The organism is Zoogloea oleivorans, assembly GCF_008107625.1.
Lineage (GTDB): Bacteria > Pseudomonadota > Gammaproteobacteria > Burkholderiales > Rhodocyclaceae > Zoogloea > Zoogloea oleivorans.
Genome location: NZ_SDKK01000008.1, coordinates 20,256 through 43,273 on the forward strand (window position 1 = coordinate 20,256; position 23,018 = coordinate 43,273).

The 23,018-nt window shown below is 60.0% G+C and carries 18 protein-coding genes; 1 reads left to right on the forward strand and 17 read right to left on the reverse strand.

What is annotated here, in order from left to right:
* Positions 1-27: 27 nt before the first annotated feature.
* The 17 genes from ETQ85_RS09590 to ETQ85_RS09670 all read right to left on the reverse strand — a co-directional run bounded on the left by ETQ85_RS09590 (position 28) and on the right by ETQ85_RS09670 (position 22,186).
* Positions 28-1,305, reverse strand: coding sequence for a phenylacetate--CoA ligase family protein (locus ETQ85_RS09590; protein WP_342781953.1), 1,278 nt, complete (start codon positions 1,303-1,305; stop codon positions 28-30).
* Positions 1,306-1,382: 77 nt separating this feature from the next.
* Positions 1,383-2,480 carry a glycosyltransferase family 4 protein gene (locus tag ETQ85_RS09595; RefSeq protein WP_148578836.1) on the reverse strand — a complete coding sequence of 366 codons (1,098 nt, stop codon included), beginning with the start codon at positions 2,478-2,480 and terminating at the stop codon, positions 1,383-1,385.
* A gap of 66 nt (positions 2,481-2,546) precedes the next feature.
* On the reverse strand, positions 2,547-3,863 hold the full coding sequence (locus ETQ85_RS09600; RefSeq protein ID WP_148578837.1) for a nucleotide sugar dehydrogenase: 1,317 nt from the start codon (positions 3,861-3,863) through the stop codon (positions 2,547-2,549).
* Positions 3,860-5,074: a TIGR03087 family PEP-CTERM/XrtA system glycosyltransferase gene (locus tag ETQ85_RS09605; RefSeq protein WP_148578838.1), complete on the reverse strand. Its 1,215-nt coding sequence runs from the start codon at positions 5,072-5,074 to the stop codon at positions 3,860-3,862. Before ETQ85_RS09605 ends, ETQ85_RS09600 begins: the two co-directional genes overlap by 4 nt.
* The gene (gene asnB, locus ETQ85_RS09610) at positions 5,071-6,996 is read right to left on the reverse strand and encodes an asparagine synthase (glutamine-hydrolyzing) (protein WP_148578839.1); all 1,926 of its coding nucleotides are present in this window, start codon (positions 6,994-6,996) and stop codon (positions 5,071-5,073) included. Before asnB ends, ETQ85_RS09605 begins: the two co-directional genes overlap by 4 nt.
* A gap of 9 nt (positions 6,997-7,005) precedes the next feature.
* Complete coding sequence (locus ETQ85_RS09615) at positions 7,006-8,211, reverse strand: TIGR04063 family PEP-CTERM/XrtA system glycosyltransferase (protein ID WP_148579013.1); 1,206 nt, start codon at positions 8,209-8,211, stop codon at positions 7,006-7,008.
* A gap of 2 nt (positions 8,212-8,213) precedes the next feature.
* The gene (locus ETQ85_RS09620) at positions 8,214-10,139 is read right to left on the reverse strand and encodes an XrtA/PEP-CTERM system amidotransferase (RefSeq protein ID WP_148578840.1); all 1,926 of its coding nucleotides are present in this window, start codon (positions 10,137-10,139) and stop codon (positions 8,214-8,216) included.
* A gap of 471 nt (positions 10,140-10,610) precedes the next feature.
* A complete protein-coding gene (gene xrtA, locus ETQ85_RS09625; RefSeq protein ID WP_148578841.1) occupies positions 10,611-12,113 on the reverse strand; it encodes an exosortase A in 1,503 nt (500 codons plus the stop codon).
* Positions 12,114-12,162: 49 nt separating this feature from the next.
* The gene (locus tag ETQ85_RS09630; RefSeq protein WP_148578842.1) at positions 12,163-13,200 is read right to left on the reverse strand and encodes a FemAB family XrtA/PEP-CTERM system-associated protein; all 1,038 of its coding nucleotides are present in this window, start codon (positions 13,198-13,200) and stop codon (positions 12,163-12,165) included.
* 10 nt (positions 13,201-13,210) lie between these two features.
* On the reverse strand, positions 13,211-14,080 hold the full coding sequence (locus ETQ85_RS09635) for an XrtA system polysaccharide deacetylase (RefSeq protein WP_148578843.1): 870 nt from the start codon (positions 14,078-14,080) through the stop codon (positions 13,211-13,213).
* Positions 14,077-15,156: an XrtA/PEP-CTERM system-associated ATPase gene (locus ETQ85_RS09640; protein WP_148578844.1), complete on the reverse strand. Its 1,080-nt coding sequence runs from the start codon at positions 15,154-15,156 to the stop codon at positions 14,077-14,079. Before ETQ85_RS09640 ends, ETQ85_RS09635 begins: the two co-directional genes overlap by 4 nt.
* Positions 15,157-15,164: 8 nt before the next feature.
* Positions 15,165-16,703 carry a TIGR03016 family PEP-CTERM system-associated outer membrane protein gene (locus ETQ85_RS09645; protein WP_148578845.1) on the reverse strand — a complete coding sequence of 513 codons (1,539 nt, stop codon included), beginning with the start codon at positions 16,701-16,703 and terminating at the stop codon, positions 15,165-15,167.
* Positions 16,700-17,686: an XrtA-associated tyrosine autokinase gene (locus ETQ85_RS09650; RefSeq protein WP_148578846.1), complete on the reverse strand. Its 987-nt coding sequence runs from the start codon at positions 17,684-17,686 to the stop codon at positions 16,700-16,702. Before ETQ85_RS09650 ends, ETQ85_RS09645 begins: the two co-directional genes overlap by 4 nt.
* 9 nt (positions 17,687-17,695) lie before the next feature.
* Positions 17,696-19,264 (reverse strand): XrtA system polysaccharide chain length determinant, encoded by a 1,569-nt coding sequence (locus ETQ85_RS09655; RefSeq protein ID WP_148578847.1) that lies wholly within the window; start codon positions 19,262-19,264, stop codon positions 17,696-17,698.
* A 57-nt stretch (positions 19,265-19,321) separates the two neighbouring features.
* A complete protein-coding gene (locus ETQ85_RS09660; protein ID WP_246128714.1) occupies positions 19,322-19,927 on the reverse strand; it encodes an XrtA/PEP-CTERM system exopolysaccharide export protein in 606 nt (201 codons plus the stop codon).
* Between the two features lie 192 nt (positions 19,928-20,119).
* Entirely contained in the window at positions 20,120-21,412 is a 1,293-nt protein-coding gene (locus ETQ85_RS09665) for a DUF1302 family protein (RefSeq protein WP_148578848.1), read from the reverse strand.
* Positions 21,413-21,439: 27 nt separating this feature from the next.
* Positions 21,440-22,186 carry an ABC transporter ATP-binding protein gene (locus ETQ85_RS09670; RefSeq protein WP_148578849.1) on the reverse strand — a complete coding sequence of 249 codons (747 nt, stop codon included), beginning with the start codon at positions 22,184-22,186 and terminating at the stop codon, positions 21,440-21,442.
* Between the two features lie 21 nt (positions 22,187-22,207).
* Here ETQ85_RS09670 and ETQ85_RS09675 point away from each other — a divergent pair, with 21 nt between their 5' ends.
* Entirely contained in the window at positions 22,208-23,017 is an 810-nt protein-coding gene (locus ETQ85_RS09675) for an outer membrane lipoprotein-sorting protein (RefSeq protein WP_246128716.1), read from the forward strand.
* Position 23,018: the final 1 nt, after the last annotated feature.

A 23,018-nucleotide genomic window follows, 5' to 3' on the forward strand; every position in this document is an offset into this window, starting at 1 on the left:
TTGCGGGAATCCCGCGAGAGCCGCTGTTCAGCGTTTTACGTGGCTGACAACATAACGATTCTTGCCGGATTTTTCACGTGGAATTTCAGGCACTTCGTTAATTTCAACCTGAACACGCTCACCCAGCCGGGCGGCGAAGTCACGACGGATGCGTAGCCGTTCGCCATCCCCGAAACGTTCATCGACCACCACCATGACTTCAGTGCGCTCCAGGCTATGCTGGATGATCTTGAAGCGTTGAACGCCAGGAAGATCCCGCACCGTGTAGATCAAAGCCAGGGCGTGAATCACCGTACCGTCGGCCGCCACTACAAAATCGGTCGTGCGGCCCTGCACCTCGGCCAGCACCGGCAGCTTGATGCCGCAGCTGCACTCTTCGGTGCCGAGTACACCCACATCACCAGTGCGATAGCGCACGAAGGGAAAGTCGCGCGTCGCCGTATGGGTGATGACGATCTCCCCCGGCTTGCCAGGGCCAACCGGCTTCCCATCGGCATCGATGGTTTCCACGACGATGTCTTCGGCAGAAATATGCAGACGGCCGTGCGAACACTGGTGGGCAATGAAACCCGCGTCGCGGGCCCCGTAACCGTTGGCCACGGGGCAGCCGAATATCTCTGAAATGGACTGCTTCTGGTGGTCGTACAACATTTCCGAGGTAACGAAGGCCACCTTGATGCCCAGATCGTTCATCGGGATGTTCCACGCACGCGCCTTTTCGGCGATGTGGGCCAGTGCCGAGGGGTAGCCGAAGAGCATCTTCGGGCGCACCGCCCTGATCTGCGCCAGCATTTCACGCACCTTGTCGTCCGACATCTGAAAGGCCGGCAGCAACCACGAGCGCAGCAGGCGGTCACGAATCGCCTTGACCCGATCCTGGGCGCCAAGCTCGATCGGCGAGCCCCACAAGACAATTTCAGGATCGCCGATATCCACATTCGACCAGCGGGTGGCGCGCCACTTGGAAGCCACATCGTGACTCTTGCGGGCCTTGCCGATATAGAAAATGAGCGGCTCGCCGCTTGAACCACCGGTGTTGTAGCGGCTCAGCGGACCGGCATCATCCGCTTTCAGGGCATCCACGTTTTCACGGATGACCGACTTGTTCATGAAAGGGAGACGCTGCAGATCCTCTGCGCTGCGGCAGCTTGCCGGATCGAACCCCAATTGCTTGAACAGATCGCGAAAATACGGAACGTGGGTTCCGATATCGGTGAGGAAATCCTTCAGGTGTTGCGTCTGGATGGCTTCGATCTGCGGCCTGGGCAGGTACTGACTCTTCTCGAGTTCATGCAGACGTGCCACGGAGTCGTGTGACTTCAGTTTCTCGTGCAGAGGAAAGATCACGCCCGAGCAAAACCGCGTATACAAACCCATCTGTCTCACCCTTGCTGACTGATTGCACGCTGATAGGCCACGCGCCATTTCGCGCCGATCACCTGCCATGCGTACTGTTTGACTTCTTCCCGGGCCGCCTCCGACATGCGGCACGCCTTGTCCTTGTGCACCAGCAGATCAAGCATCGCCTCGGCCATCTGACGCGGATCCCGCGCAGGAACCAGCAAGGCGGTACGCCCGTGCTCAGCGATGAAAGGCACGCCGCCGACGTCCGTCGAGACGACCGGTACGCGGCTCGCAAAGGCCTCGAGAATCGAGATCGGCATGTTGTCGACCGTGCTGGGATTGATCATCAGATCCGCCGACGCATACAGCGCCGGAATCTGCTCGTTGTCGATCCGGCCGGCAAAACGCACCGCATCGGCAATTTTCAATTCTACGGCCAAGGCTTCCAGGCGGGCCAACTCGGGGCCACTGCCGGCAATCGTCAGGCGCGCACCGGGAAGGTGCGGCAAGATGCGTGAAAAAGCGCTCAGAACCGTCGGAATATCGTAAATCGGCTCAAGATTCCGCGTCACCACCACATGCGGAGGTGCGTCAGACTCCCCGCTCTTGGGCAAGCCGAAGCGCTCAAGATTGATGATGTTCGGAACAATCACCGGCTTGAAGCCAAAGTCGCGAAAAACCCCGTCGAGAAAGGCCGACGGCACCACCAGCATGCTGGCCGATGCGAGAGTGCGATGTACCCAGCGGGGCGCTGCAGCAAAGAAAGGCTGCGCTTCACCGCCCCGGTAATTGACGATCACCGGCGTGCCGCGCAAACGGGCAATCCAGATCGCTGGCGCGGCAAACAGATGCCACGCCCAGCCGGAATTGGCGAGCACATGCATGACCTGACAGCGGCCGGCCGCCCGCCACAGGGCGAACAGATAGGGCACCAGGCGGAACAAGGCCCGCAGGCCCGGCAGCTTGCCGGCCCAGGCCGGCTGATAGGGCGCGTTGGTGCGCACCAGTTCAACTTGGGCGCCCTCCCCTTCAAGCAGGCCGATCAGCTGCTTGCACTGATTGGCCATGCCGCCCGATGGGGGCGGCAACGGGCCGACAACGGCCAGACGCAGGCCTTTGTATCCTTCAACAGCCATGGCGGCCATTCCTCGATTCCTGCCCGGCAGAACCCTCCCCGCATGGGGGGAGCTGCCACACCTGCCTCACCAGCACAGGCCTTCGACATCACCCTTGAGCTTGATCGACGCCGGCAGGCTGACCAGATCCAGCACCTTCTGATCTTCACGCACCAGCCCGACGAGCGCTTCTGCCACTTCCTTGCCGGACAAGCCGATCACCAGCACTTCGGACTCCGCCACCACTTGCTCGATTTCCGGCTTGAGCAGTTCGCCAATGTGCGGCACATGGCGTTCGATAAAGCTCTTGTTGGCGCCCAGCAGGCGGGACAGGTGCACTTCCGGATCGTAGATGGAGAGCTGCATGCCCTTGCCGAGCAATTGCTCCGCCAGCGAAACCAGCGGGCTCTCACGGAGGTCATCGGTACCGGTCTTGAAGGACAGGCCGATGAAGCCGATCTTGCGCTTGCCGGTTTCGAGGATCTTCTGCACCGCCAGATCCACGTGGCTGCGGTTGGACTGCATGATGCCGGCGAGCATCGGGATTTCCACGTCGTACTTCTTGGCCAGATAGGTCGTGGCGCGCAGATCCTTGGGCAGGCAGGAGCCGCCGAAGGCAAAGCCGGGCTTCAGGTAGGCCGGAGAAATGTTCAGTTGCTTGTCCTGGCAGACCAACTCCATGACCTCGAAAGGATTCACGCCGAGGGCTTCACACAGGCGTGCAGTTTCGTTGGCGAAGGTGATCTTGAGGGCGTGGAAGTTGTTGCAGCAGTACTTCATCATCTCGGCCGAACGCACCGAGGTGTGCAGAAAGTTGCACGGCAGATGGCCAAACAGCTCCTTCAGGCGCTCAATCGGGTAATCGTGATTGGCACCGACCACCGTGAATGGCGGCTTGTCGTAGTCACGGATCGAGGAGCCTTCGCGCAGGAACTCGGGCTGGAAGCACAGGTGGAAACCCTCGCCGTCCTTCTTGCCGGAACCGGCTTCGATGATCGGGCGCAGGACATCTTCCACGGTGCCCGGCACCAGGGTCGAACGGAACACCACCACGTGCGGCACCGACTTCTCGCGAATCGCCAGCGCCATGCTTTCAGCCAGACGCAGCACGGCGCCCTGATCCTGGCTGCCGTTGGCGGCGGACGGCGTACCGACGCAGACAAGGGAAATGTCGCTGTTCATGACCGCGTGCAGCGTGTCGGTGGTGACCGTGACACGGCCGTTCGCCACCACGCTCTTCATCAGGTCGACCATGCCTTCTTCGACAACCGGGGTCTTGCCCTCGCGGATCAGGTCAAGCTTGTTGGTGTCAATATCGACACCGATCACTTCGTGACCATCGCGGGCCAGGCAGGCAAGCGAGACTGCGCCGACGTAACCCAAGCCAAAAATGCTGATCTTCATTTACGCTTTCCCTTGTTTTTCTGAAATTGTTTGATGCATCGCTCGATGATCCCGTCGAGGCGCTCCATGGAGCGCGGCCAGGCGTGGTGGCTCAGCATGCGGGCCCTGCCAGCCTCGGCCAAGCGCTGCCGCTCCACCGGATTCGAGGTGATGCGCAGGATTTGGCGAGCATAGGCTTCCGGCGTATCGGCGACGAGGAAATGCTTCTCGGATTGCGCGTCAACGCCACCGGCTGCGATGGTGCTGGTGACAACCGGCACGCCCATCGCCATGGCTTCAAGGATCTTGTTCTGCGTTCCGCGGGCAATGTTGAGCGGCGCCACCATCAGGGCAGAACTGCGCACATAGGGGCGCACGTCAGGCACCGAGCCGGTCACCGTCACTCCGTCCAGTTCGCCGAGCTTGCGCACCGCCGGCGTCGGATCCGCACCGACGATGAGCAACTTCATCTGCGGGCGCTCGGCCTTGAGCAGCGGCCAGATCTGCTCGCAGAAGCGGAACATGCACTCCTGGTTCGGGTAATAGTCCATCCGTCCGATGAAGCTGATCGTATCCGGATCGTAGGGCGAGCCATCGGGGCTGAAAAAACCGGCATCCACCCCGTTGGGGAACCAGTCGGTCTTGAGCCCCGTTTTGTAGCCGTCCAGCGTTTCCCATTCAGCCCGCGTGGTCGCCGTGCCCATGTCGAACTTCTTCGCCAGGCGCTTCTCGGCGGCCAGCATCTTGGTGCCTTCCAGGCGATAGCCCAGAGACAACGGGAAAGGCTTGTAGTTGGCATACTCCAGCCACTTCTGGGAATCCATGTCGCCGTAGTCGAGGATCTTCGGCACGTCGGTGACGTGCTCCACGTACTGGGCCACCGAGGAGCAATGGACAAAGATCAGATCCCACTTCTGGGTTGCCAGCAGATGATCGACCTTGCCCTTCAACTCCGGCGAATAGAAAAAGCCCATTGACGAGGGTGTGAGCAGCGGCAACCGCGCCACCATGCGCGCGGCCTGGATCGGATTCTTGACCATCCCGATCTCGAAAGCGGCACAGTACGGTGCAATGCCCCTGCCCTCGTCCGCCTCCTCCGGCGCACGCGCCAGGGAGCACACGGTAAGCTTGTGCCCCTTGGCCGTCAGGTGACGAATCATGTTGAAGGGGCGGATCTTTCCACCCCGCTTCGGGGGGAACGGGAAACGGTGACAGACGTAAAGAATGTTCATTTGACGTAGCTCTTCAGCTCGACGGCAACATCGCCAGGCTCGCGCCGGTCGAGGTAGATTCGGCTCCAGATTTCCAGGTTCATCAGCGACAGCAGCGAATCCGTGCCGTCGGAACGATTCGATTCATGATCCGCCATCAGGCGGGCAATAACGTCATGGCGGAACAGGCCGCGGCGGGCGACGGTTTCCTTCGACAGCAACTGGCGCAACACCGGGGCCAGATCGCGCTTCAGCCAGGCGCCCATCGGGGTGCCGAAGCCACGCTTCTTGCGATCGAGAATATCCGGCGGCAACAGATCCGACAGGCTTTCCTTCATCAGATGCTTGAGACGACCGCCACGTACCTTGAGCGAGCCCGGAATCGACGCGGCCAGCTCGACCAGCTCATGATCGAGCAAGGGCACCCGGCATTCGAGGGACACCGCCATGCTCATCTTGTCGGTAAGCATCAGCAGATCGTCCGGCAACTGGGTTTCCGCATCCACCGCAAACATGCGGTTCAGCTCGTCGGAGCTGCCAGCACCGGCGAAGGCATGAGTCAGCGGATCGATGTTCGTTTGCCGGCCGTCCAGCAGCAATTCGGAAACGGCCTCGCGCCCCAGCACTTGCAGATAGCTGCGGTAACGGTCATCAGGATCCATTTCAGCCGAGGCGATGAAGCCCTTGGCCAGGCGCAGGGTATTGAGCAGGCCCGAATGGCGGTCGCTGGGCAGGCGGTTGGCCACCGCCGCGGCGACGCTGCGCACAAAACCCGGCAAGCGGTGGAAGCGCTCGGCGTAATGACCACCGAGGTAACGCCGGTAGCCGCCGAAGAGCTCGTCGCCGCCAACTCCGGAGAGAATCACCTTGACGTCCTGACGGGCGAATTCGGAGACCAGGAAAGTGGTGATGAAGGCCGTGTCGGCAATCGGCTCGTCCATGTGCCACAGCAGCTTGGGCAGCAGTGAGACGACGTCCGGCTTGACGACGATTTCCCGGTGCTGGGTGCCGAACATCTTGGCCACCTGGGCCGCGTAAGGCAGTTCGTTGTAGAGCGTTTCCGCCTCGCCGCCCTCGAAACCGATGGCGTAGGTGCGGATCGGATGATCCGAATGGCGCGCCATGAAACCGACCACCGCACTCGAATCGACGCCACCGGACAGGAAGGCGCCGATGGGCACATCGCTGACCATCTGCATGCGCACCGACTCCTCGAGCCGGGCACGAATGCGCGACACCCACTCGGCTTCGGACACCGAACGCTCGATGGCCGTCGGCAGACGCCAGTAGCGCCATTCCCTGACCTGCCCGTTCTCGATGGCCAGCAAGGTAGCCGGCGGCAGCTTGCGGATGCCCTTCAGCATCGAACCCGGCGCCGCCACGTACCCCAGGTGCAGGTAGCTCGGCAGCTGGTCGCGATCGAGTTCTGCGGTGACACCCGGCAGAGCCAGCAAAGCCTTGGCTTCGGTAGCGAAGGCCAGGCGCCTGGCGTCCTGCAGGATGTACAGCGGCTTGACGCCGATGCGGTCGCGGCCGATCAGCAGCCGGTTGCGACGCCGGTCCCACAGGGCGAAGTCGAACATGCCATTGAGGCGATGGACGAATTCGTCGCCAAAGGCGGCGTAGGCATGGAGCAGCACTTCACTGTCCGAACCCGTCTTGAAGCGAAAGCCCAGTCCCTGCAACTCGGTGCGCAGTTCGCGGAAATTGTAGATTTCGCCGTTGCACACCAGCCACAGGCTGTCGTCGGCGTTGGAGATGGGTTGATGACCACCGGCCAGGTCGATGATCGACAGGCGGCGCATGGCGATGCCGCAGGGACCGTCGATGTACTGACCCTCGTCGTCCGGGCCGCGATGCACGGTCCGGTCGCCCATGGCCGTAAGCATGGCGGGCTCAACCCGCTGGCCGTCAAATCGGAAAAGTCCGTGAATGCCGCACACGTTGCAACCTCAGAAAGTAAGTACGCGGCCGCGGCTGGCCAGGGCACGCCGATAGACTTCGCGATAACGGGAAACGCTGGTCGCCCAAGTGCGCTCCACCTCGACGAAACGTCGGGCTTCGGCACGTATGGCGGGCCACAAATCGCGGCGCGACAGCACGTCGTCGATGGACTTTGCCAGCGCATTCACATCGCCGGCGCGGAACAGGAAGCCGGTTTCGCCGTGGCGGATGAGTTCCTTGTGGCCACCGACATCGGAGGCGACGAACATGCGCCCCTGGGCCATGGCTTCCAGCGGCTTGAGCGGCGTGACCAGCTCGGTCAGGCGGATCGGCAAACGCGGGTAGGCCAGCACGTCGATCAACTCGTAATAACGCTGTACTTCGGCATGCGGCACGCGACCGGTAAAGATGACCCGCTCCGAAAGCCCCAGCCGGGCCGCCTGGGCCTTGAGATTGGCATCTTGCGGGCCACCGCCAACAAGCAGCACGCGCAGCTCGGGATGGGCAGGCACCAGCTTGTGGGCCGCGTCGATGAGCAGGTCGAGGCCTTCGTAGCCGTAAAACGAGCCGGCAAAACCAAGCACTGTCTTGCCGTCAAGCCCCAGCGCCGTACGCAGCGCCGGGTCGGGCTCGGCGCCAAACTTGAAGGTGGCCACATCGACCGCATTGGGTATCACGGTCACCCGCTCGTCGGGCACATTGCGGGAGAGGATGTCCTTCCGCAAGCCTTCGCAAATCGTCGTCACCTGGTCGGCCCGGCGCAGGGCAAAGCTCTCCAACCCCCGGGAGACGCGGTAGCGCAGACTGCCTTCGCTGGTCGTGCCATGATCGACGGCAGCGTCTTCCCAGGACGCCCGCATCTCATACACCACCGGGATCTTGTGCTGGCGACCAACCCACAGGGCCGGCAGCGCGTTGAGCACCGGCGAGTGGGGATGGATGATGTCTGGCTTGATCTCGCGCACCAGCTCGTCGAGCCGCGCAGCGGTGAGGCGCATCTGCGCCACCAAACCATCCTGGTCGGTGCTTGGTGTGCGATAAAACGTCCAGCCGTCGGCGTCTTCCTTCAGCGCCGTACCGACGCCCTGCTTCGGCGTCGTGACGTGGAAAGTCTCCCAGCCCAGCTTGCGCTGCTCGCGCAGGATGGACGCGGTACGGAAGGTATAACCGCTGTGCAGCGGCAAGGAATGGTCGAGAACGTGCAGAACCCGCAGCGTCATGCAGCCCTCACGATCGGCGAAGTCTGGACACCCAGGCCACTGTTGCGCAGAAAGGCTTCGAACATGAGCAGGGTCCACAAGGGAGAGCTGTAATCCCGGGCGCCGCTCTGGTGGGCGTCGACCAGATGCTGCAGATACTCGCGGTTGAAAAGCCCTGTGCTGGCGAGGGTTTCGCCGAGCAAGGCCTTTTGCACCCGCTCCTTGAGCGGACCGCGGAACCAACGTGCCAAAGGAACCGAAAAACCCATCTTCGGACGATACAGCACATCGTTCGGCAACATCGGCTCCATGGCTTTCTTGAAGACGAACTTGCCTTCCTGGCCCTTGATCTTGAGCTTGGTAGGCAGGCTGGCCAGCCATTCGACCAGCGGGTGGTCCATCAGCGGCTCGCGCACCTCGAGGGAATGAGCCATGCTGGCCCGGTCCACCTTGGTGTTGATGTCTCCGACCAGGTAAGTCTTGATGTCGAGGTACTGGATGAGCGCCAGGTTATCGTCGGTGCCCGCCTTGGCAGCGTGACGACGGAACACCTCGAGGGCATTGTAGCCTCCCAACTGCCTGCGAAAACTCGGCGAAAAAAGCTGGCGCCGCATGTCGTCGCGCAGGATCGATACCGAATGGAAGTAGGCCTGAACGGAATCCCGGGCCAGTGCTTCGAAGGTCGTCTTGGCGCGAAACACCCGTGGCGCCCAGTCAGCCTTGGGGTACAAGCGGCCGAGCAGGCCGAAAACCGGCTTGCGCACCGAATGCGGCAAACCACCGCGCATCTTCTCTTCCATCATGTGGAAGCGATAGCGACGATAACCGCCCATGTTCTCGTCGCCACCATCGCCCGACAGGGCCACCGTTACGTGCTTGCGCGCCAGTTGGCAGACCCGGTAGGTCGGGATCGCAGAGCTGTCGGCGTAGGGCTCGTCATACAGCGCGGCAAGGGTGTCGATCAGATCGAAGTCGTCGGACTTGACCATCTCCACCCGGTGATTGGTGTGGTAGCGGTCAGCCACCATCTGGGCAAACGCGGATTCGTTGAAAGCCGGATCGTCGAAGGCAATCGAGCAGGTATTTACCGGATCCGGGGAAATCCCGGCCATGGTCGCGACGACCGCGCTCGAATCCACACCTCCCGACAGGAAGGCACCCAGCGGCACTTCGGCAACCATGCGCAGACGCACCGATTCGCGCAGACGCTCGACCAGCTCGGCCGAGGCGTCGGCCAGGCTCATGGCGTTGTCGAGGCTGAAGTTTACATCCCAGTACTGCTTGGGTTCAGGCAGCGGCTGACCGTGGCGGATGGTCAGTGAAAAGCCGGGCTCAAGCTTGAGTGCGCCAGCGAAAATGGTCCGCGGCTCGGCCACATAGCCCAACGCGAAGTACTCTTCGATGGCGTGCGGGTCCATGGTCTTGTCGAGACCCGGATGCTGCATCAGCACCTTCAGTTCGGAACCGAACATCAGCGTGCCGTCGCGGAGCACCGCGTAATACATGGGTTTCACACCCATCCGGTCGCGGGCCATGAAAAAAGTCTGGCGATTGCGGTCCCACAGCGCAAAGGCAAACATCCCGCGGAAGCGCTTGACGCACTCCTCGCCCCAGGACTCCCAGGCGTGAACGATGACTTCCGTGTCGCTGCGGGTGTGGAACTGGTGACCGAGGGCGGTGAGCTCGGGAATCAATTCCTGGTAGTTGTAGATCTCGCCATTGAAGACCACCACCACGGAACCGTCTTCGTTGAAGAGCGGCTGCTGGCCGGTAGAGATGTCGATGATGGACAGGCGACGGTGCCCCAGGGCGACCCCCGGTTCGAAGTGATACCCCCCTTCGTCCGGCCCGCGGTGCTGCTGACTGTCGTTCATGCGCTGCATCAGATCGCGCGAGAACATCTGTTTGCTTCTTGTATCGAAAAGCCCGGCTATGCCGCACATAATTTCTTACCTTTTAACAGTCGCCTTGTCGGCAGAGCGATACCCATACATTTCGGGGCGCATTCAGGACAATTCTTCTGGCTGTGAGAATAGGGCAAAACATTCGGACCCAAGCATGACCTTCGACACACCGACAGCGATCCACAACCTGAATCAAACCCGCAGAATCAAGACAGGGCTGGCAGTGCACACCGGAAGCAGGCTGTGCCCGCTGGTTGGGCCAACGATTTCAGAAGAGCGGACGAGGGGCGCAAAGCATGCTTTGCGCATCGCAGAAGGGCCTGACATTCTACATCTGCCAACATGACAGACGAGCAGCTGCAACATCACTTTTTGTTAGATAGCCCGAGGACAAGGGCCAAAACTGACCAACGAAACGGCCTGCCGGACCGAAAGAAGCCTTCCCTGCGGCAACCGGACGGAAGTCACGACGCGTAAAGGGGATGGCACTCTCGTTCCGGGCTACCGTCATCAAGGCACGACAACCGTCGCCAACATGTCGATCAGCCCTTGACCATTGCTGCGATGAAACGCCTCCAGTTCGCTCGTAGCGCTTGCTGCATCCTGCCCTGTCGCCCAAATGGCGACATACGCAGACCTGTCCGCATGGCCTTGCAGCTTCTCGATGGCCAGCAAGCCCTTGGCAACATAATCGCTGGTCACCAGACGCCCGTTGATCCAGTAGCCAGACCACACGACTAGCGGTGTCGAGCCTCCGGAAAGCACGGCGCTGTGCCAGGTTCCGGCGCTGGAGTCGCCCCCCTTTCCTTCCTGGAACTTGCTCCAGGCGGGATCGGCCGGCTGCAGCAACATGTTCTCGCTTTGCACCAGTTCCCGTCCGGGCACCTGCTGGGCATAGGTCGCCACATAAACCGCCACCCGGCTCTTGCCATCCGAATAATGCCGGAGGCGCTCGCTGCGATAACCGTGGAAAGAAGGCTTGAACGCCGCCAGTGGCTCGGCCACCTCGGCCCACGGCGCAGCAAGCACCAGCGGCTTTGGTTCGACAGATGCAGAGGCCTGCAAGGCCTCGGGACGGTCGAGGTATTGCAGGATGGCAGGCCACACAGCGACTGCGAGCGCCAGCGGAGCGAGTCGGACAAGCAGCGCCGAAGTCGCCAGCGGCGTGGAACAAACGGTTTGCGGGATATGCGCAGGTGCATCCATATCCTCACGCCAGCGGCCACCCAGCCAGAACATCAGCAGGATCACAATGCCGAAGAAAACCCAGCCATACAGCAGATGATCCACCCCGGTACCGAGGCGGTTCTCGCTGAGGTAGCCAATGATCACGATCATGTAGGCGCGCAGCCAGTTGGCGACGACCGGAACAATGATCGCAAAACCGACAAAAACCAGCCGGCGGGTCAGGCTGCGATAACTAAGGTAAGCGTAAAGCGTACCGACCATCAGGGAGGCGATCAGATAGCGCACACCACTACAGGCTTCGACGACGGACCAGCGTCCATTCGGCACAATGAAATGGAGGCCTTCCTGATAAACGGGAATGCCGGTCAAACGCAACGCGGCAACAGTGAAGATTGCCGTGTACTTCATCATGATCGGCAGCATGAACTCGCCGATGGGCACACCGAACAACAGGAAGAGAATCGGAAAGGCCAGCGGCCGTGCGAGCTTCAGGCCAAGAACGCCGACAAGGCTGAAGATCAGCAGCAAAGCCAGAGCCGCGTGGCTGACCGAGGCGACACTGGCCAGCTCGCCGAGTAGCCACACAAGTCCCGTACACAGCAGCGGCACGACCATCAACGGTGCCGGCGCCAGATTCAGCCCGATGAGGCGTTCCCGGTTGCGCCAGGCAAGCCAGGCGAACATCGGAATCACCAGAAGGCCGTGGGCAAAAGTGTCGGAGCGCCACCAGATTGAAAATACCTCTGCGGCAGTGACGTGATAGAAACCAATCACCCAGACAAACACCGCGCCAATGGTGACGCTCAAGCGGATCAGCGGATTCATGAACTCTCCACGCAGGGCACGATATTCAACGGGCTGAGGCGAGCATCACTCACCCCAGATTCCGCACGATGACCGGCCCGAGCCGGTTGGCCACCCCTATCGGCAACTTCCGCCACAGGGCAATGAAGGCACGATACTTGGGGTTCATCGGATTGTTCTGCGGAACCGCATCCCGCTTGAACAGACGATACTCGTAGGAAAGAGGCATCGGTTCGAAGCCCCAGTTTTTCTTGAAATGGTAGGGACCGGTGCCGATCTTGCTGCGTCCATAGTCGAAAATTCGGCATCCACGGGCACAGGCGTGGCGCATGAGCTCCCAGTATTTGAAATCGTTGGCGGCCAGATCGCGGGCAGCCATGTCATCGCCGGCGTAATACGGCAGGATTTCTTCCCGGAAGTAGAAGCTCAGCACGCTGGACAGCAGCCGGCCGTCGGCCGTAGTGACAGTGAGGATTTCACAGTCCTTGCCGAACACGGCAAGCAGCGTTTCGAAGAATTTCTTGGAAAGAGCCGGCGTGCCATGGCGGAGCACGTTGTCGGAATAGAGGGCGAAGAAGCGGTCGGCGTTGCTGTCGACAGTGCTCAGCAGACCATTCTTGATCCCCTTGCGCACCATGGCGCGCTGCTTGCGCGGAATGGCCAGCATGTTGGCTTCTTCATCCGGAAGAATCTCCTTCCGGAAGGTCACGTAAAGCTCCTGCCGGGGCCAGTCCGCATGGCGTTCGGTAAGGTTGCGATATTCCAGGTGCTGCACACCAGCCTTGCGGGCCGCAGCTTCAGCCGCAGCTTCGAGTGCCGCCACCGCCTCAGGATCGTCTCCGGCGACGCCGCCATACACGGCAAACGGCAAGGATGTCAGCGCATGTCCGAACAGCCGGCTCTTGACTTCAGCCAGGGGAAGGACCGCCACAATCTGCCCATCGCGTTCGGCAAGCAGGTAGTGGGTACGATGATGAAACACCCCTTCCATGATCGCCCGCCACTCGATCCGGTGAAAAAAGGTTGCGCTCTGACAGGCGAAGACAAATTCATTCCAGCGCGCAGCATCACGCTCTGCGTAAGGACGCACATTGACGACGGAAACCATTCTTGAAACCCTAGACTGACTGTTTTGCAGCTTGAAGAAACACTTCATCCATCCGGCCCCAGGCAAAGTCCTGGAGCAGACGGTTGAGTCGGGCTTCGGTGCGTTCCAGATTCACGTAATGCCGGAAACGGGTCTTGGCACTGGCTTCCCGCACCACCGGCTGACCGGGATCGATTTCCCAGGGGTGAAAATAGAAAATTGCCGGCTTGCGGTCTTCATGGTTGACCTTGTCGATACCCCACGCCGAGAGCGAATAGGGCAGAAGACGAAAATACCCTCCTCCGCCCACCGGCCAGTTCCGGCCAAAACGACGCACGGTGGTGATGGGGATTTCCAGTAGCCCTTGTCCAACCGGATAGGTAAAACGGGGCGCATCGGGCACCCCGTAGTGATCGTGCTTGACCGGATAGACGCTCGAACTATAAGCGTAGCCAGCCGTCTCGATACAATCGTGGGCCCACGGATTGGACGCGCCCACCGAAAAACTCGGTGCACGATAGCCCTGTACGAGGCACCCGGAGATATCTTCGAGAACCACCTTGGCCAGTGTAATGTCCGCAAGAAACGCTTCGGGAGTCTGGTCGCTGGCACGCTGATGGCCATAGCCATGACTGGCCAGCTCATGGCCCTCCGCAACGATCTGGCGAACCAGTTTCGGATAACGTTCGGCGATCCAGCCAAGCGTGAAGAAGGTCCCCGTGGCGCCGTGCTCATGCAGCATTTCGAGAATGCGGTGTACGTTTTTTTCGACCCGGCAGGGCGTGTCGTTCCAGACGTCCTTCGGAAAATGAGGGGCCAGTGCCGAGACCTGGAAATAGTCCTCTACGTCGATCGTCAGTGCATTGACGATTCCCTTGCCATTCGTTCCGGGCTTGGTCATTTTGTTTGGGCTCCGCTGTCCGATCCGGCGGCTTGCTGCTGGGCAGCGCCGATCAGCTGGCTGATCGCATTCAGCGTCGTCGAAAGTGTCCGTTCAAGCAGGGCCAGACGTTCCTCGAAGCGCGCCGCATCAAAGCCCTGCCCTGCCCCCGCCAAGGCTTTGGCCGCCTCGGGGTCGGCCAGCAACCGCTGGAGATCAACAAGCCCTGCAAGCTCCCCCGGGTTACCGGCCTTGGGAGCATTGAAGGTCGTGCTTTGCGGGATGACATGCTCCTCGCGCATTTCAGCAGTGACCTGGTCGACCATCTCGGCGCTGACACGGCGATGCTCACCGAGAAAGGCCGCAAGCATGATGCGGTCGGCAAGCGCGTTGATGCGGCGCGGGATGCCCTGGCTAAAAGCAAATATCCCCTTTGTCGCCTCCGCATCGAATGCCGGGTTGCCTTTCCAGCCAACGCAGGTCAGGCGGTGTTCCACGTAAGCCTGGGTCTCGGCAAGGTCCAGAGGGCCGAGGTGATAGGAGGCTATGACGCGCTGCCGTAACTGCACCATCTCGGGGCTCTGCATGATCGTCCGGAACTCGGGCTGACCGACGAGAAAACTCTGCAGCAGGGCATGATCTTCGAGCTGAAAGTTGGAGAGCATGCGAAGCTCTTCAACCGCACGCTGCGTGAGGTTCTGCGCTTCATCGACAATCAGGAGCGCACGCTTTCCGGCAGCCGTGGTCGAGACCAGAAAGGCCTCGATCGCCAGCAGCAGATCACTCTTGGAAAGGTGCTTGCTCGGAATGCCAAAGGAAGCAGCCACCAGACGCAGGATATCGTCCGCGTCGATCTGGGTACTCACCAGGTTGGCCGCAACGATCTTCCCCGGATCGAGCTTCTCCAGCAGGCTGCGCACCAGCAAGGTCTTGCCCGCACCTACCTCGCCGGTAATGACGATGAAACCCTCGTTCTGATGCAGCCCGTATTCCAGATAGGCCATTGCACGACGATGACCACGGCTACCATAGAAGAAGGAGGGATCAGGATTAAGCTGAAAAGGCTTTCCCCGGAGGCCGAAATAGGCTTCGTACATAAGCTTTCTCAGAAACGAATGGAGAGCGAGCCAATCAACGCGTTCTCCGTATAGGCGGTCAGACCTTCACCCCGGTTGTTCCGGAAGTTCAGGGTACCGCTGGTCTTGGGCGTGAACCTGGTGATCAGGGCGGCGGTGAAGATGCGCGAACGATTGGCCTGGCTGGCTGCCGCGCTCGTGCTGTCCCGATGACTGCGCGTCAGGGTCAAGCCCACGTTCGCAGAAGTCAGCGGCGTAAGCCGGTGACTCAGGGTGACCGATCCACCGGTCTCGTTCACCCTGTCGGCCTGCTGGAAGTCACCGCCAAGGGTAAAGCTCTGGTCGGTCAGGTTGTTGCGCTGGGAGCGGAACCCTGAAAAAAGCAGGGAGTTGCGGTCGCCCGTCAGGGAAACCCCGAAGCGGATGCGACGGTCGAGAAACATGCCGTTGGACAGCACGGCCTGACTCGCGCCAAAACGCTCAGGCAACTGACGGTCGGCCATGTAAGTGCGAACCTGGATTGCCCGCTCCGTTTCGTTGGGATACTGGCCCTGCAGAGCCGCCATCAGGAAATCGTAGGTGTTGAAGAAGGTCGTGCCAGTCAAAGACTGGCTGGTGGTACTGACGTCCTTCGAATAGCTACCGGTAAACAACAAAAAACCACGGCGATGTTCGGCGGTAAACGAATACCCTGGACCAAAAAACCGGTCTTCCCACAAGCCGGAGAACTTGGTCAACGGACTCACCGACAAATCGGCGCCGACACCCATGATGGTGGAACGGGTCACGTCATCGGACCGATAGTTGTTTGATTCGGAACCCACCACAAGGCGCAAGACAAGCTGGGGATCAACCTGAAGCAAGCCGGTCAGCCTGGCGTTTTGCGTTTTCAGATCCCGTCGGTTCGCGGTCTGGTCCAGACTATCCGTAAAGGCCAGCGTCCAGCCTGAGGCCCCGAAAGCTCTCGGATCGGCAAGATTGATCGAGATGGCGTCACGCTGCATCTTCTGCAGGGTTGAACTGCTGGAGTCCGTTTCCGAGTGCGTGTAACGCAGATTCGCCTTGCCGGTCGCGCCAAAACGGCCAGTGAGGTAGGGGCTGATCACAACATTGCGTACCTCGCCCTGATTAGCGGTTCCCGTCACCGTATCACCCGATTTGGGGCCCAGCGCAGACAAGGCCTCCCGGGAAACCGTCGCACTCAGATCGATGAAACCGCGTTTCTCCCAGGCCTCGACCTTGGCCATCCCGTTCAGGGTCAGGTAGTTCCTGTTGCGGCCGCCGTCGTTGGCGTAAAAGGCACTGCTCAACGCTGCCTGCATGCTGCCTTCGACACGCCCGCCCTTGGTGGTCGCGACAATGTTCGGAATGACCTGGGTAATCATTTCCGACTCGGCTTCCGAAGAACGCTTCAAGCTGACGTTATCCGTGATTGTCTCGGTAAGGGAGACCGACGGGATAATTTGTGTCTGCTGGGCAAACGCCATGCTGCCGATCGATGCCGATAGAACCGCCAGGCACCAATGGGGAATGGAACGCTCACGCCGGGAATGAGGGCGGGCTTTCACGCCTTGTCCCTCGGTGCATGTCCGTACCCGTATCCGTAACCATAGCCGTACCCGTAGCCATAGGAACCAGCACCAGACTGCTGGGACTTGTTCAGCAGCATCAGCCTTACCGGGCACGCATCGATCGTCGACAGCGCCTGCTTTACGGCAGCCTGCGTCGTCTTGTTCGACTCCACGACCATGACGACCTGCCCCATGTGCGTTGCGAGAACCCGCGACTCGGTCGTGACGATCAAGGGCGGGGAATCGAAAATGATGATCCGGTCGGAATACCGGTCAGCCAGCTCGCCAAGCAGGTGGTTCATCGCATCACTGGCGAGCAGTTCGGTCGCTCTCGGATGTGGAGTGCCGGCGGGCAGCAGACTGAGTTTCTCGATGTTCGTCTTGAGTAGTACATCGCCCAGTTCGATGTTGTTGGAGGTCAGAACATCCATCAGCCCTTTCCTCGGCGGAAGGCCAAGGATGTTCAGGACCGACGGCCGCGACACATCGGCATCAATCAGCAATACCGTATGGTCCAGCTCCATTGCCATGCTGATGGCAAGATTGATCGAACTGAAGCTCTTGCCTTCTCCCGGCAGAGAACTCGTCACCATGATCAAGTTGGCGTTTTTGACGGCCGATGCCCCCTTGCCCTGCACGTTGCGCAGAAGCGGACGCTTGATGATCCGGTATTCGTCACCGATCAGGGAGCGTGCGGCGTTCGGCGTCACGATGCCGACCGAGTTCAACCGGTCAAGATCGATCTCCACGAACCTGTCGGGATTGGACGCCAGCATGGCCTTGGGAGCGGCTACCGGCTTTTCAACCGGCTGCGTTTCAACAGCCGGCTTGACAACCACCGGTGACACATCCTCAGACGCGGGGGCAGGCACTGCAGTCAGGGGCTCGCCTTGCGGCTCTTCACGCGGGGCTACATTAGCGTTGCCACTGGCTCTCTGGAGTTGCTCGAGCCGCTCGACGGCCTTTTCAATAATGCTCATGTTCGAACCTCAAGCCATCCTGGCCAGCATCAGCCAGACAGTCATTGCGCTAAACAACCCGACCAGGGCACCGACTCCTCCAAGGAACACGATTTTTCCACGACGCAGGTTCCGGAGCCGGTCGGGGTCGGCAAGCATGCTGACCGAACCGAGTACCGCCAGCCCTGTTACCTCACGCAGCACCTGCGTGTCGGAGAACGTGGGTCGAATCTGGCTGATCAGGAAACTGATCGCAGCACCGAGGAGCAGTGCAGCAAGACCAGCTCCCGGCATCAGCAGGAGACGATTGGGTGCGGCGGGCTTGCTCGGAACGGTCGGCGGGTCGATCAGGCGGAAATCGGCAACGCCAGACGTGGCGCCCATCTCGACTGCCATCGTGGCCGATTCGCGTCGTGCAACCAGCGCATCGTAGTTGCGCTTGTTAACGTCGTAGTCACGGTTAAGCTGGGTAAACTCGGCTTCGATCTGGGGCAACATCCGCGACGACGCATTCAGCGACTGAACACGGCTCTCGTACTCGGCAACCCGCGCATGCAAAGAAGCGACATTGGCTTCGGCTTCCGCCAGTGACATCTTCAATTGCTGGAAAACCGGGTTGGCATTGGCGGAGCCCATGGCGCTACCACCACTCGGGGCTGCCTTGCGACGAGCCTTGATTTCCTGGATCTTCTGGGCTTCCAGACTTTCGATCTGCTTGCGGGCACCGACTACATCCGGATGTTGGTCGGTGAAACGCTGGAGCAAGCCATCGAGGGACTTCTTCAGGGCTTCGATACGACCATCCAGTTCCGGCACGGACACTGTAGCCAGCGTGGCACTCGACGGATTCTCGGGCAGCAGAACCGGCTCTTCACCGGTCAGTTGCCGCTTGAGGGCATCGCGAGAGTTCTCGGCCTCACGCAAGGCGAGTTTGGCCTGATTGAGTTGCTCACCCGCGTCGTTCATCTTCGAGAAGTAATCGCGCCCGCCCGTACCCACCGTATTCAGGTTGCGCAGCTTGTATTCCTTCAGACGATTTTCGGCTTCCTCGAGCTTTTGCTCATAGGCCTTGATCTGCTCTTCGATAAACTTGCGCGCCGTGTCAGAATCCTTGCGCTTGTCGCCCAGGCCCGACTCCACAAACATCGACACCAGAGACTGAACAACGCGCTTCGCCCGTTCAGCGTCGGTATCCGTGTAAGCCAGCGTGTAGAGGTTGTCCCGGCCTGCGGCCACCCGAATCTCAAGCGATTTCGTAACGCTTGCAATAAGGGCTTCCCGTTCCTCCTTGTTCTTCACCGTCAGATCGAGATCTGCCATGCGAATCAACTTTTCGACGTTCGGGCGGCTGATCAGGGTACGGCTGAGAATGTTGATCTGTTGATCCACATTCGGCTGCACGGCCAGACCGGACATCAACGGCTTCAGAATGGACTGGGTATCCACATAGACCCGCGCCGAAGACTCGTAGCGATCAGGCAGCAAGTAGACCGTGGCAGCGGCGATCGGACCCACGATCCAGGCAGCAGCCAAGCCCCACCAGCGATAAAGCCACATGCCGCGGAGAATCACCGACAGCTGTCTTAATATGTCTTCCATTAGGGAATTCCGAAAGCGTCCCCCCTGGACACCCAGGGGAGGAAATCAAGAGAGAGGTCAGAACCAGCTTTGCGGGATGATGAGGACATCACCCGGCTTCACTTCGACGTTGGCAGAAACATCGCCACGCTTGATCAGGTCTCTCAGTCGAACTGAATACTGCTTGTTGCCCTCCGATGTGCGCAGCAGGGTCGCCCGATTGCCATCGGCAAAATCGGTTATGCCGCCAACCGCGATCATCACGTCAAGCAGCGACATCTGCTTCTTGAACGACAGGGTTTGCGGTTTGGCCGCCTCGCCCACCACGCGCACCTGCTCGGAGTAAGGACCCACGAAGCTCGTCACGATGACGGTCACGACCGGGTCACGGATGTACTTGGCCAGAGCCTTCTCGATTTCCCGGGCCAGCGTGGTCGCATCGCGGCCGGCAGCCGGAAGATCCTCGACGAGCGGGGTCGTGATCTTTCCATCCGGCCTGACCGGCACGGACATCGACAATTCGGGATTTCGCCAGACCACGATATTAATCGTATCCCCGGCGCCGATCAGGTAGTTGTAGTCGGAAGTCGAGGCCGTGGGCGGTGCCGGCGGATAGGTTGTCGCGCAGCCTGTCAAGCCGGCCACGGCACATGCCAACACACCCATCGCAAAGAAACGTTTCATAAGGTACATCCCCTTAAATGGCCGACATTCAGCCTTCGAATGATAACAAGCGGATATTACGGCAGCCCATTCATGAGCCCGGAGAAAAACGTCACGGCGCTCTCAAAAGCGCCCATGACTTTGCCATTGCATGGATCGACAGCTCCTCGGCCAGCAAGCGCCACAGGGCAAGAGCCCTGCCTGAGGCTGTCCCTAAAACGACCAGCGTGCCTCTGTGTAGATGCGATCCCGGTCGTCATAGCGACCGAACAGACCTGTGGGCTTGCCACCAAGGACATCTACACCAAAGACAAGCCGCCAACTCCGGCTAGCTGACCAGGTCACCTTTGGCCTGAACATGTAGTCGGTACGATTGAGCATGGACACAAGCAGGGCTTCAGCTTCCCAAGACCTTGTGACGGCGCTCCTGAGAAGTATGCTCGCGCCCCCTTCCGTACGATCCAGACCCGTGCCGGCATCATGATCAAAGGTCCTGCGCGCAAAATACTGCAGGTTTACTCTTCCATCACGGAACGCAGGAATGTCGACACCCACCACGTAATCCAGCGTGTCCTGATCAACGAGACCATTGGGCGCCATCAGGTTGTTGGTGTTGAACTTTCTCCCACGGCTATGCACCACTTCGCCTTTAAGCACGAGATCGCCAAAGTCCTTGGCGAAGGTTCCTCCCAACTGTGCAATCCGCTCATGCCGCGGCTGGAACTCGTTGATCCCAACCACATAGAAGGTCGGCGCAACATCCATACTCCGGTAATAGAAGCCTGAGAGATCCCAGCCCCCTACCAGCCTCGACAGACGTCCTCCCCAATTCGTGTTGCCCAGGGATGAATCCGGCTTGACCTCACCGCGGACGTTGGCACCCTTCGGCAAGGGATAGAACTCCGAACCCGGCTTGCCGATCTTGTCGTAGCTGGGAACAGGAATCCACACCAGTTCCGCATGCGTATCGCCAAAGTAATACTCGGCGCGAGCAGCCCACTGGGGAATGCGAAGCTGTTCAAAATCAGGGAGGTAGAAGCTTCGAAGATCGCGAGCGGAGACAACGTCAGCAAAGAACAAACCGACCATCTCGCCCCAGACAATATGTTGGCGTCCGATTCTGACGTCAACTTCGCCAGTGGAGAAGTCAACAAAGGTTTCACGCAGATCGAACTGGTATTGCTGATCCCGGCGCACCGCATCGGGATAAAAGCCCGAATCGATCGCGAAGACCGCATCGGCATCGGCTCGCCCGGACACTTTCCACTTGAGGCTTTCGCCGCCGCCCTGCGCGGCAACTTCGGCACGGGCACGCGCCATGGACCAGTGCTCGGGACTCGCGTAGGTACGCGCCATATCAAACTGCAGATGCCCACCGGTTTTCACCGCCCCGGTGCTTGTGTCGTCGAGATCGAGATCCGCGTCGGCAGCCGTTGCTGCGCCACAGAAGGCCAGAGTAGAGAACGCGAGTGCGAACCGACCAAGCGTTGAATTAAAACTGTCCATTTCTTCCTCGTGTCTTTCAAAAACCGATCAAATATCGGGATCGTCTCCCGGCGTACGACGGTCCTGAACGAAAATCCAGGCGCCTTCACGCCGAAGACCCAGCGCCGTAATCTTTCCGTCCTCCATCCGCACGAGACGATCCGCACGATTCATGACCCTTTTATCGTGGGTCGAGAAGACAAAGGTGGTTCCGGCGTTCTGGTTGATGTCCCGCATCAGGTTCAGGATGCTTTCACCCGTCCGCCGATCGAGGTTTGCCGTGGGTTCATCGGCGAGCACGACCCGGGAATTGGTGACAAGCGCCCGCGCAATGGCTACCCGCTGACGCTGCCCCCCGGAAAGCTGGTTCGGTCGATGGCTGGCGTACTTGCTCAGACCCACCATGGACAGGTTGCGGGCAACCCTTTCCTTGCGTTCCTCCCGGGATATTTCCGGCATCTGCAAAAGCGGGTATTCGACGTTCTCCTCGGCGGACAGGACCGGAAGCAAATTGAAGGTCTGAAAAATGAAACCAATGGTTCTTGCACGTACGTCGGCAAGCTCGTCGGGTGTCTGACCCGACACATCCTTCCCTTCAATTTCAACGCGCCCCTTGCTTGGCGTATCGATGCACCCCATGATATTCAATAAAGTCGACTTGCCACTTCCGGACGGACCGGCAATCGCCATGAACACTCCCGGCTCGACCGTCAGGGACACAGACTCAAGTGCCGTGACGTACTGCTCTCCGAGTCGATATATCTTGCTCACGTCATCAATACGGATAATTGGCATCGTTGCACCGATCTACGTAGTTTGCTTTCCAAGGATAACATTATGAGCCTTAACTTTTGCCTTCCAAGCTCTCGCGCTCGCTTCTGCAACCTTCTGATCGCTACTGCAGCGCTGTGCTGCGGCAGCAGTCTGGTCACTGCCGATGATGCAGAAACGGCACGTACGGTCGTATCCAAGGCGGATGAAGTGCGTTTTCCCCACGACGGATTTCAGGTGGTGATCGACATCAACTCGACCAGCCCCGGGGAGCAGCTCGACCAAAGAAAGTACAGGATCCTCTCCAAGGGTAACGAAAACACCATCGTTCAAATCCTTGAACCGGAATCGGACCGAGGCCAGGCCATGCTGATGCGCGGTCGGGACCTGTGGGTATTCATGCCCAACATTTCCCAGCCGGTCAGGCTCTCGCTGGCCCAGCGCCTGACCGGCCAGGTGGCAAACGGTGACTTGGCACGGGCCAATTTCTCCGGAGACTACGAGCCGAAAATCCTCCGCACGGAAACCATCGACGGCGAAAAAATGTACGTTCTCGAATTGTCTGCGGTAGACCGCGGCGTCACTTACGCCAAGGTGATTTACTGGGTCAGGCAATCCAACAACTGGCCGCACAGGGCAGAGTTTTACTCTTTGTCGGATCGCTTGCTGAAGGTCTGTCGCTATGAAAAATTCCAGAACCTCGGCGGCCGTGTCCGGCCAACCCAGCTGGTCATGGAAGACGCCCTCAAGAAAGGCGACGTTTCCGTGCTGCGCTACTCCCAGATGACTCTGAAGGATCTTCCCGACCGGGTATTCACCAAGCAGTACATGGACAAACTCAACCGACTCGACTGAA

Excerpts from the sequence above, each read along its gene's own strand:
- ETQ85_RS09595 (WP_148578836.1), bottom strand. The coding sequence starts at position 2,480 with ATGGCTGTTGAAGGATACAAAGGCCTGCGTCTGGCCGTTGTCGGCCCG.
- ETQ85_RS09600 (WP_148578837.1), bottom strand. The coding sequence starts at position 3,863 with ATGAAGATCAGCATTTTTGGCTTGGGTTACGTCGGCGCAGTCTCGCTT.
- ETQ85_RS09605 (WP_148578838.1), bottom strand. The coding sequence starts at position 5,074 with ATGAACATTCTTTACGTCTGTCACCGTTTCCCGTTCCCCCCGAAGCGG.
- ETQ85_RS09620 (WP_148578840.1), bottom strand. The coding sequence starts at position 10,139 with ATGTGCGGCATAGCCGGGCTTTTCGATACAAGAAGCAAACAGATGTTC.
- xrtA (WP_148578841.1), bottom strand. The coding sequence starts at position 12,113 with ATGAATCCGCTGATCCGCTTGAGCGTCACCATTGGCGCGGTGTTTGTC.
- ETQ85_RS09630 (WP_148578842.1), bottom strand. The coding sequence starts at position 13,200 with ATGGTTTCCGTCGTCAATGTGCGTCCTTACGCAGAGCGTGATGCTGCG.
- ETQ85_RS09635 (WP_148578843.1), bottom strand. The coding sequence starts at position 14,080 with ATGACCAAGCCCGGAACGAATGGCAAGGGAATCGTCAATGCACTGACG.
- ETQ85_RS09640 (WP_148578844.1), bottom strand. The coding sequence starts at position 15,156 with ATGTACGAAGCCTATTTCGGCCTCCGGGGAAAGCCTTTTCAGCTTAAT.
- ETQ85_RS09650 (WP_148578846.1), bottom strand. The coding sequence starts at position 17,686 with ATGAGCATTATTGAAAAGGCCGTCGAGCGGCTCGAGCAACTCCAGAGA.
- ETQ85_RS09655 (WP_148578847.1), bottom strand. The coding sequence starts at position 19,264 with ATGGAAGACATATTAAGACAGCTGTCGGTGATTCTCCGCGGCATGTGG.
- ETQ85_RS09660 (WP_246128714.1), bottom strand. The coding sequence starts at position 19,927 with ATGAAACGTTTCTTTGCGATGGGTGTGTTGGCATGTGCCGTGGCCGGC.
- ETQ85_RS09665 (WP_148578848.1), bottom strand. The coding sequence starts at position 21,412 with ATGGACAGTTTTAATTCAACGCTTGGTCGGTTCGCACTCGCGTTCTCT.
- ETQ85_RS09670 (WP_148578849.1), bottom strand. The coding sequence starts at position 22,186 with ATGCCAATTATCCGTATTGATGACGTGAGCAAGATATATCGACTCGGA.